Source organism: Nostoc cycadae WK-1, assembly GCF_002897135.1.
Taxonomy (GTDB): Bacteria; Cyanobacteriota; Cyanobacteriia; order Cyanobacteriales; family Nostocaceae; genus Nostoc_B.
Map to the genome: position 1 here is coordinate 247,122 of NZ_DF978432.1, position 9,373 is coordinate 256,494.

Annotated in this window: 9 protein-coding genes; 2 read left to right on the forward strand and 7 right to left on the reverse strand. The window is 39.8% G+C overall.

All coding sequences use genetic code 11. The features are described from left to right. Positions 1 to 113 precede the first annotated feature (113 nt). The 4 genes from NCWK1_RS18810 to NCWK1_RS18825 form a co-directional block, all read right to left on the reverse strand. Complete coding sequence (locus NCWK1_RS18810) at positions 114 to 1,379, reverse strand: hypothetical protein (RefSeq protein WP_103125774.1); 1,266 nt, start codon at positions 1,377 to 1,379, stop codon at positions 114 to 116. Between the two features lie 271 nt (positions 1,380 to 1,650). Further along, positions 1,651 to 2,130, reverse strand: a complete 480-nt coding sequence (locus tag NCWK1_RS18815; RefSeq protein WP_103125775.1) for a Cdc6/Cdc18 family protein — start codon at positions 2,128 to 2,130, stop codon at positions 1,651 to 1,653. A 21-nt stretch (positions 2,131 to 2,151) separates the two neighbouring features. Beyond that, a complete protein-coding gene (locus tag NCWK1_RS18820) occupies positions 2,152 to 2,616 on the reverse strand; it encodes a hypothetical protein (protein ID WP_103125776.1) in 465 nt (154 codons plus the stop codon). Further along, positions 2,606 to 2,875: a hypothetical protein gene (locus tag NCWK1_RS18825; RefSeq protein WP_245894944.1), complete on the reverse strand. Its 270-nt coding sequence runs from the start codon at positions 2,873 to 2,875 to the stop codon at positions 2,606 to 2,608. The genes NCWK1_RS18820 and NCWK1_RS18825 overlap by 11 nt, the downstream gene beginning before the upstream one ends. A 273-nt stretch (positions 2,876 to 3,148) precedes the next feature. On the opposite strand from NCWK1_RS18825, the gene NCWK1_RS30210 reads away from it, so the two are divergent. Both NCWK1_RS30210 and NCWK1_RS18835 read left to right on the forward strand, forming a co-directional pair. Next, a complete protein-coding gene (locus NCWK1_RS30210; protein WP_103125777.1) occupies positions 3,149 to 3,784 on the forward strand; it encodes a hypothetical protein in 636 nt (211 codons plus the stop codon). Between the two features lie 25 nt (positions 3,785 to 3,809). Further along, positions 3,810 to 4,178 carry a hypothetical protein gene (locus NCWK1_RS18835; protein WP_245894945.1) on the forward strand — a complete coding sequence of 123 codons (369 nt, stop codon included), beginning with the start codon at positions 3,810 to 3,812 and terminating at the stop codon, positions 4,176 to 4,178. A gap of 139 nt (positions 4,179 to 4,317) precedes the next feature. On the opposite strand, the gene NCWK1_RS18840 is transcribed toward NCWK1_RS18835, so the two are convergent. The 3 genes from NCWK1_RS18840 to NCWK1_RS18850 all read right to left on the reverse strand — a co-directional run bounded on the left by NCWK1_RS18840 (position 4,318) and on the right by NCWK1_RS18850 (position 9,020). Then, on the reverse strand, positions 4,318 to 4,734 hold the full coding sequence (locus tag NCWK1_RS18840; RefSeq protein ID WP_103125779.1) for a hypothetical protein: 417 nt from the start codon (positions 4,732 to 4,734) through the stop codon (positions 4,318 to 4,320). A 90-nt stretch (positions 4,735 to 4,824) separates the two neighbouring features. Next, complete coding sequence (locus NCWK1_RS18845) at positions 4,825 to 6,303, reverse strand: ATP-binding protein (protein WP_103125780.1); 1,479 nt, start codon at positions 6,301 to 6,303, stop codon at positions 4,825 to 4,827. Then, positions 6,303 to 9,020, reverse strand: coding sequence for a TnsA endonuclease N-terminal domain-containing protein (locus NCWK1_RS18850; RefSeq protein WP_103125781.1), 2,718 nt, complete (start codon positions 9,018 to 9,020; stop codon positions 6,303 to 6,305). Before NCWK1_RS18850 ends, NCWK1_RS18845 begins: the two co-directional genes overlap by 1 nt. Positions 9,021 to 9,373 lie beyond the last annotated feature (353 nt).

Genomic DNA, 9,373 nt, shown 5'->3' on the forward strand with positions numbered 1-9,373 from the left:
CAAAATTTGCAGTTGTTAAATTGGAGAAATTACCAGTTCAAGATACAGAAATTGCAAAAATGCGAAATGCGATTTTTCCGGCTTGTACTCGCAGCTTTTAGAAACTTCCTTATTCATCTCAGCACTCCAGATTTTTTACTCTTAAGGTAGTTAACGTAGCTAACCAAGTTGTAGTTATATCTGAGTTCTTGAGGAACGAAAGTTGAGTAAGGATGCAGTGATACACCATCACGGCGAAAGCGATGACAGGGCGCATATATATCAAAAAAGATAGATATTTCATCTCCATCAACTTCGATTTGAGCTATGCCCTTGAGTTCCTTTGCAAACTCTAAAACTCGTCCTGATGCTACATAGTCAAAGACCACTACATTTCGAGTACGGAAATACTGGATGTAAGAAAGAAGTGTTGCTTCCATACCAAGCTCAAGCAGTCTGTCAGAATGTTTAAGCAAGATACCAGAATAAGAAAAAGAAAACTTACGGTTAGCGTATTCATCCCACAAGATAAGATTGCCGTAAAATTTGTAAATATTCGCTTGATTGGACGATATTTCTCTATTTAAATTTTCGACAACAGCATCATCTTCAAATGGAAACAACGCCTTACGTTCATCCCATTGTTTATCTGGACAGCAACCATTTTCAAACCATCCATGTGGATGAATCCCACAAACAATATTATTGGCACCATGCAGTAACTTACACCCAGCACATACTCGCAAATAGCAAGAACTAAATTCTTCGCTATTAACTACATTAATATAGCGCCGATGTATATCTAAATGCTCCTCTAAAGCTTCACAAGGTAAAGGTTTATATGAGGAGAAGGTTTGTCCAATTAATCTGTCTGGATCTGTTTCATCATAGATTACTGCCAAGTCGTCAATTTGGTGAGAACGTAGTTCTTCGTAAAGTACGAATTTCCGATATGGTTCTTCCTCAAATCTACAAATAACCAAGCACTTTGAATCAGGATTTCCCTCAAAATTCATCACCGTGTAAGTGTAAATTGAAGGCAGACAATCAAAATTTTCAAAGCTCTCAGTTTTTGTTAGTACAAGCGGTTTTATGTCAGCTATTTTTGCAGTTTCTCTACTCGAATTAGTTTCCTCCGATTCTTCAACAATGCTGAAGAAAGCACCGCCCAAGGAAGCAAAAATAATTCCGGTAAAGCCCAATACAATAGCACCAGTGCCAATATAGGCAATTTGTTCAGAGCGTTCTTCCTCAACTATTGGGAATCCGCCCCTAGCTAAGTACAATAAGCCCAAACCAGAAAAAGTTGCTACAGTGCCTAAAGCAATAGCAGCCAAAGACACCATTCCAAAAGCAGCATTAAAGTTCCTCAAGCAATTAAACGCAAACTTCTTCAACATAATTCATCCCTCCAAAATGCAGGTCACAAGGTTTTTAATTACTCTCGCCCCGGCACAAATTGGGATTTGCTGAGAACTACGCTACTAACCTAACCCTTACTCTATTAACAATTCCAAAACTATTTAATAGATTCGTAATAGTTAATTTTCAGTCTCAGTAGTAGTTTCATTCCCAATGGTGATAGCAAGATTCGAACTTGCTTTGTTGCTTAAAACAACAATCTAACCGAATTGGAATATCACCAAAAAACAATATATAGAAATCACATATCTACTTTCCAAAAGTCCAAGTATTAGTTTCGTTTAACTCCAATTCTTCAAAACAGTTAGCAAAACCCGTAAAATGGAAACATCTTAGCGGCATTCGAGATATTAATAGTAAAGAAAAATTTTCTAGTTTAGCCAACTGTTGTAATCTCAATAAATCGTCGCTAAAACTATCGCTAACAAAGTGCAATCTATCAAAATTATCAATCACAAGTAGCCTATTTAATCCATTAGATAATTCGGTTACTATATTTTGCCAATCCTGCTGGTAGTACAAATCAAAACTCATAGGAATAACATCAAAGAGATGAGCCACACTAAAAGGATATTCAAGATTGAGATAAACAGACTTTAAAGTAATATCTTTTAGTAAACAATTTTTCACAGTAAAAGTCTTACCAATATCCTGTTTACCCCATAAAGTAACATTCTCGCCTGCATTTATTTTACCAATCAACCAAGTATATTCTTTATAATGTAACATTACTATTATCCTTTAGAGAAACTACAATTGGTTTGAGATTAAATGTATGATTTTTTGATTGTGTGTTTCTAAACTTTTTCTAGAAAATTGGTTAGATACAATAAAATTATCTAATAAAAAATCAGGTGATTGTGAAAGTCTTAATAGCACACCATCATCACCACTACTGCGATGATAGTAATGTACAACAGGTGATTGGATAACTGTCAAATTATCGTTACGAATTGCTCTTCCTGTAACTAGCCCATCCATGATAAATTTAGCGGCAGCAGCTACATTATCACTATCTCGTGCAAAATTTTTGAGATACCAATGAAATTCAATCCACACTGTACTATCTAAATAAAATTCACATTCACTAACAAATTCACCAATTAAGTTTGTCCAGTACTTCTTAAGTTCAGCACTAGCTTGCCAACTCGACCGTGCCTGGTTGATAATTTCGTTCATACAAGGGGGTAAAGGCATGGTTAGTTCAAATATCATCTTCACTGCCACCTTTAAGGTTATTTAAAAATTCTTCGACAACGTTTCTAAATTTCTTGTATGACCTACCATCTTGACGAGATAAATTGAATACCGCTTTGACAATTTCATCAAGTTGATAGCCCTTTTGATGCAAATTCATAATTGAGTTTCTTGCTTCTTCGTCAAGCTGCACCTTAAAACTAAAACTGCCCTCAAAATCAGTCTTAGATTGCTTATTTTTAGTAGCAGTAGTGGCTTTAAATGTGATTTGAATCATAAAATAAACTTTTAGCTCATGATATGCTTCAAAAAGCATTAATCATTTTATGCTTCAAAAATCAGCTTCAAAGTAGAAAAACAACTGTTTTGGCGTAATATCACATATTCCACAGGTGCGCTTGTAAATACGGGTAGATATAGCGTAGATGACACCAGGGCAAGCTAAACAGTTTAGTTTCAAATCCAGGGAAAATTAAAAATTGTTAACAGGTTGATCCCAAAAGATGTTAACAAGTTTATATTTTAGCGAGTGTAAGCTGTTAACAAGTTTATGACTGACCCAATAGCCAAAGGTGGGCGAGGCCACAAAGCCCCCTACGAAACTACCCACGTCAGGATTGCTGAGGGGATCAAACCTGTTGTAGAAAGGCTTAGTGCCGTTTACCGTCAAAAATTTTTTGGCAATACAAACCCAGACTGCAATGGAGCAACTGAAGTAATAGAACGAGTAGAAGCTGCGTTATCACCAGTTGTACCGACCGTTGAGAATTATCAACAAGTTTGCACGCGCTACTTGGCATCGTTGCAGCTAGAGGAGCAAGCACCTGAATACAAAAAAGCAAAACAGCATATTGAGGCATTTATTCAAGAGTTAAAAATGGCGAGATTGTCACTGACTCCATCTTTGAAGAAGATGAATGTTGAAGCATTGCAACTATTGCGTCAAGAATTTAAAAATAATTGGTTGAGTTTCTTTGAAGCAATCTCAATCGAACCTGGGTATTTTCAGACCTTTGAAGAATTATTACAAGCTTTAGAACGAGAAATGGCTGTACCGTATGGGGATTTAGAATCTCATGAAAAAGATTTTCTTCGTGGTTGGGATGAGGTTTATAGCAAAGCGTGTGCTGAGGCTGACCGACGAAAACACGGGGCAAGTTCTAACTTCAACTGGTTTGAGCAGTAGTAGGTGTTCAACAAAAGGGACAAACATGGTAAATTTAGAACTTAATGATGAACAATTAAACATAATTTCAAAAGCTTGCGAACTTCTATCTCGAATTTACATGGGACAACTTGAAGAAGTAGCTTTGTTATTTTCTGAGTTGCCAGATGAGCAATATCAAGAATTAGTTGATACATTAAAATCACTCAAGTCTATTATCAAAGTTACATCAAAACAATCAAACTCTGGAATCAGAGATGAAAATATCCCAGAAGTAGCTCGTCACGCTTACGATATTCATCAAGTAATCCGCCATTATTTAGCTCGGAAACACTTTCCCCAAGGTGGTGCTGCTGTTCATTTTGATTCGCCTAATGCTTACGGAAGTCTGTCTCTACCAACAATTAGTGAATAATTTTTTCAAATCAAATTGGTATTAATTTTTGACTGAGTTTAGTTGTTTTATTCAGTAAAATATTGCTAAATATGAAAGATATTTTAATAAAATTTAGTAAGTAATATTTTAACTCTACTTTCCTTGTTAGACGTAATCTTCAAATTGGAAAATACCGTTGTAAAATTGGATATAAAGAAGCAGCAATTGCCTCGAACTTATCACCATCTGGATAGGGGCGAGAAATTTCTTCACCGTCTTCGTTCAACCATTCTTGCTGTATTGGAGTATACTCAAGCGATAGAATAGCATTTCTCCACCAGCCAGATAATGCTAGATGTTCACTCCCCCAAAATAGCCGAAAATCAACCTTATTATTTCGATAAAATTCATTAACAGGATTAGCATAAGGACGGTTTTTCGGATCAAAGGTTTCGGTAAAATAACCTTGAAAATCAATTACTAAAAGCCCTTTTTCAATTTCTGCTGTCAATTTAAAGCGAGAATGTAAATAATGAGCAGATAAGATTTTAGCGGCTGTTAATTCAAATTCTATAGGTAAAGTAGATAAACTCATTAATTAATAATTTCCTTGAATAACAATGCGAAGATTATTGAAAAACTGATGCCTTGGATAAAAACTGTTTATTACTGAATTTTTTAATGTTTACTCAAGTCCTACAGTATCTCGTTTGGGTTTGCGTTGCCCAACACGCCCCGAAGACTTTTTAGTGGTTTTAGGCATTTCCTGTTGAGTTGCTTTTTCATCTAGTGTCTTCTCTTCTAATGTGGGAGTGCCGATAATATTTGTCTTTAGTGGTGCTTCACTAATTGAAGAATCAGCAAGTTTTGTTTTCTTACGAGTTTGTTTTTTCTTGGGTGCTGGCTCTATAGAGGTTTCATCTGGTGTTGTTGAAGTCGTTTCATTATCGCTCTCCCTGACAGGCTTTTTACGAGTTCGTTTCGCTGGAGACGATGGTTTGTCAGATTTTGGGGGCGGTGCAACTACATCATTATTCCCCTTGGATAAATCCACCGCCGCTTTTGGTACAGAGGTCGAACCCATACCTATCTGTAGCAAATGCCACAAATGTTCACGGCGACTTTCCATGTAAGAGAGTTTTTGCTCCCCCTCAGTGGTATCCAAAGCCATACGTTCACATTGGGCTAGTGTGAGCGTATGTTCATGCAGTCGTTCTAAACTCAAAGTATCGTGACCATCATGCAATGCTGCTGCTACAGCCCGGATAAGCCAGTCCTTGAGTACCCCAACACAACCAATGGAACGCTCATAAAAGTAAAGCCAATGCTGCATCAACTCTTTGACATCAACATTCAGAGGTACTTGCATCAGCAGTGCCAATAATGCTGCTTGAAAATCCTGGCGGTCTTGTTCATTTTGATATAAATAACGCGGAAAATGAATATCCAGTCCCCGCCGAGATGCTTGACCACTTAAATTGCGGAAATTGAGCAGTTCATAAGTCCCAATCAGAATATGTAGCACCCCCGTAACATTGGTCATGGACTTAATCCAGTCCAACTGGTCTAAAAGCTTACCAGCACTTGCACCAGTCCCAATCTTCATTAAGTGCTGTGCTTCATCCAAAATCACTGCCCGTACACCACGCTTGGTCATTGCCTCTTCTAATGCGTGACGCAGTTCAGGCGAATCATTAAACTGGGCTGTTTTAGTCCGCCCACGCCCTTTCTTCTCCCAAGTTTGTTCCGCGTCAATATCTATCAGCATCCGCCGCTCATAGAATGGTTCTCCCAAAAGTTTCAGTGCAGTGCGGTAATAATCTGCTCGATTAAACACCCCACCATCCGGTGGTCGTGTTTCTAACAGCAATAACGGTATTGGGGGCCCAGAGCCGTTACGATAGCTCAATGAATTGGAAACACCGGGTAACTGTTCGGGTACATTCTCATTTAACCGTTTAGCAATCTGCCGAATCATTGTTGTTTTACCCACACCGCTTGGCCCATAAACCAACACATGAGCAAATCCGGCGGGTTCTCGAATCGCACGCATTAACAGCATATCTACCCGTGCTAACTGGGGATGTAAAACTGCATACTCCTTAAACTGAGTCAGTTTCGACTGTATTTCGCCGTTAAGATTGTCGGTTAAAAAATTGTCCATTAACGGTATTCCCCTAGTATCGGCAGTCGTGTGAGATCCAACAGTTCAACGTTGTTTTGCAGTAGTGGCAATTGTTCGTCATCTTGACTGTGTGCTTCTATCTCCGGCTCAAGAGTGCTGACTCTTGGGAACTGGGGTACACTTTCCTTATTGGGTGTTACATTCTCCAGCACCCCAACCGCTTCCAAATCCCGTAAACGTTGCATGAGTAAAGTTTCATGCTCTTGCACCGCCGCGATGAAGTCGGCAAGGCGTTTGGCAGAGATATTTGTACTCACAGCATTACGCTTATCTTGTTGTCTAATTTCTTGGGCTGCTAACAGCACTTCTTTCTCCGTGCGTCCGGCAAAGGTGCTGTAATACTGGGAGATACATTTGACCCATCTTCCCTCCAGGTACGCATAAGCTACACCCATGTCAAAAGGGTCATAGCGCACACTGACTTTGGTTTTTTCGACAACTGGATTGCGGAAAGCATCGTTCCAGTAATAAAGATAATTAACTTTAATTCCCTGTCCCGGCTGGACTTTAGCATTACCTTTGGGTGTGCTAGGGCGTGTTGCCATGAGGAAGTCTTCGTTGTATGCAATGCGTCGGTGTTCCCTTTCCCCTGTAGCAACGATTGCGTCGGTATAAACTTGTAATGGTGTCTCACCCAAGGAATCATGTATGCTCGTGTCATAAATGGTGTATGCCCACTCACACAAGTAGGTATATAAATCTACCAACGTCCAAACGGCAAGTTGTTTGGGGTCAACAACTTTGGTTAATTGACGTGGCTGCTTACTGGCTTGGGTGTTGCCGAGTAAGTTAAAGATAAATTCTGTATTGGTTGTACCGAATAATCGCTCAACTACTGAGCCAAAACGGGGCTTACCACCAGGACGAGTCTTTTTAATGCAGTGGTAACGTGCTAATAAGGTATCAAAGTAAACGCTATGAAATTCCTTGCCGCCATCTACAACTACAGATTGGGGAAAACGACCCTCACGCTGAACACACAACCTTAGTGCCATCATGCAAGACCTGTAAGAAGGTGGGTCAAAGGTGAGATAAACTGCTAATATGCGTCTGGAGTAGGCATCAATCAGTAATGTCAACCAAGGTCGTCCTAAGTTCCGACCAGTCACTTGGGAGCGTAATTCAATGTCAAGCTGGGTGTGGTCAAGATGGCAGATAGCAAAGGGTCTGTCTCCATGCCTGGGTGTAGTTTTAGCTAGTTCTAAAACAATCGGTTCTGTTGCGTATGCAGCTTTTGCCCCTTGGCGTTTTAAAGTCTGCTCATGGATGGGACGCTTTTTTAGCCGAGTATAAAATGTGCGCTGACTCAGTGGGGTAATGTTGGCAGCACAGCAGGCTCTTGTATAGGCGCGATAAACGGAAGCGGCGGGAGCTTGTCTTGGTGTCTCGAAGTGTTCGGTAATAAATTGATCTAATAATTTGCTTGCATCTGTTGGTGCTTTGGGTAGGCGATTTCCTCTACTAGCGGTACGTGGCAGTAACCCAACATAACCGCAACCAAAAGTGGCTTCGGCTTCCCGAAACTGTTTGACCCATCGAGACAAGGTGCTTTGAGGTATGTCCTTATATATGTCTGTGCGGTGCTGGAAATATGCTTGTACTAGATGAAATCTGTGATTAGCTCTTTGTAGATCCGTAGGCGAGGCAGCATCCATCAATTCACGCACTTTTTCATTGATGGTTGTGTGTGTTTCTGAAGTATGAATGTTGATAGTGCCGCTATCAAATAATTGCAGAAAAAATGCTGTGGGCAATTGCATTGGTTGCCCAACTTCGGGTAAAAGTGTGGTTGTCTTCTCACCCAAGTTAACTAAAGTCCAAAGTTGTGCGTCCCAGACTAATAAGGTATTGGGCAAAAGTGTTGTGGGCGAGATGATTTGTTGATGATGCCCAGTTGTCCCTATAGCTAAATGTGTATGAGCAGTATGAGTTTGTTGGTCTGTCCATAATTGAACTCGCCAATGTTCCACTAGGGGAACTGCATACAAGTCTACGTAGACTTGCTCTGTGGCAATCATGGCGTAGATATCGTTAGCACGTACTCCAGGTATGCTTGCAAGTGTGGCGGCAATGGTTGTTCCTGGGGTGGCTTGAACTGCTGAAGAGATTTGTTCTGTAATGGAGTGAGGGATATTGGCACTGAACCTAAAGTAATCTTCTAAAAACATTAGGTTCTGAGTGAATACGGGATTTAGTTCGGTATCGGTGCGAACGTGGTATGTGAGTCCATAAGATGCGGCGTAAGCTTCTCCTGGTGGGCAATGCCAATGACCAGTTTCAGTTTTTTGGTAGCGTGAGGGGTATTTTTGGGCTAGTCGTTTTAATTCGGTTTCGGTTTTCCATTCTTCCCATGCTGCACCCGTCGTCCGCAGCACGAAGAAGTCTGGGGTATGGTAATGACCTATTTTTCGTCCGTTTTGGTTTTGGTACTGAATTTTAAATGGCGGTGGTTGGTCGTAGAACTCTAGCACCTGTGGGTCATGTTCCATTTGATAAATCGCCCACAGTTCTACTGTGTGGCTTTCAAATTGAATGGTTTGACCCATTTTGCGGCTAGGGTAAACTCCACTGACGTTTTTGGCGCGCCCTTGTACTCTGCGAGAAGGTGGCGCAGCGCGAATTGCGGCGATTAAGTCTTTGCAAGATGCCGTTAGTTGCTGTTGCTTACACCAATAATCAAATTCATCGTCTGTCATGAGAGTTTCTCATCCAAGAAAAGAGTGTTTCTCTTGTCAGGAGACAGTTTTAAGATTTCAATACGCCAGAAAAAACTACGGAGTCATAGTTTTTAGTGAAGCATATCTTGGAATTTTGAACCATATTTTGAATTAAAAGTTTAAGTTAGAGCAATTTTAAGAGAGATTTTTTGTCCAAGTTTTGTCTCTTTGTGTTTTTTCAACTCATTCTTTAGTTATGCTTCAAAATTTCAACTCTATCTCATGATTTGATTCAAAGTTTTATTTTGTGATTGGTGAGAATGCTTGAAATTGCGTTAACTCTTTCTCAATTTATGGTTCAAAATTTTTCTCATATTATGATTCAAAGCATA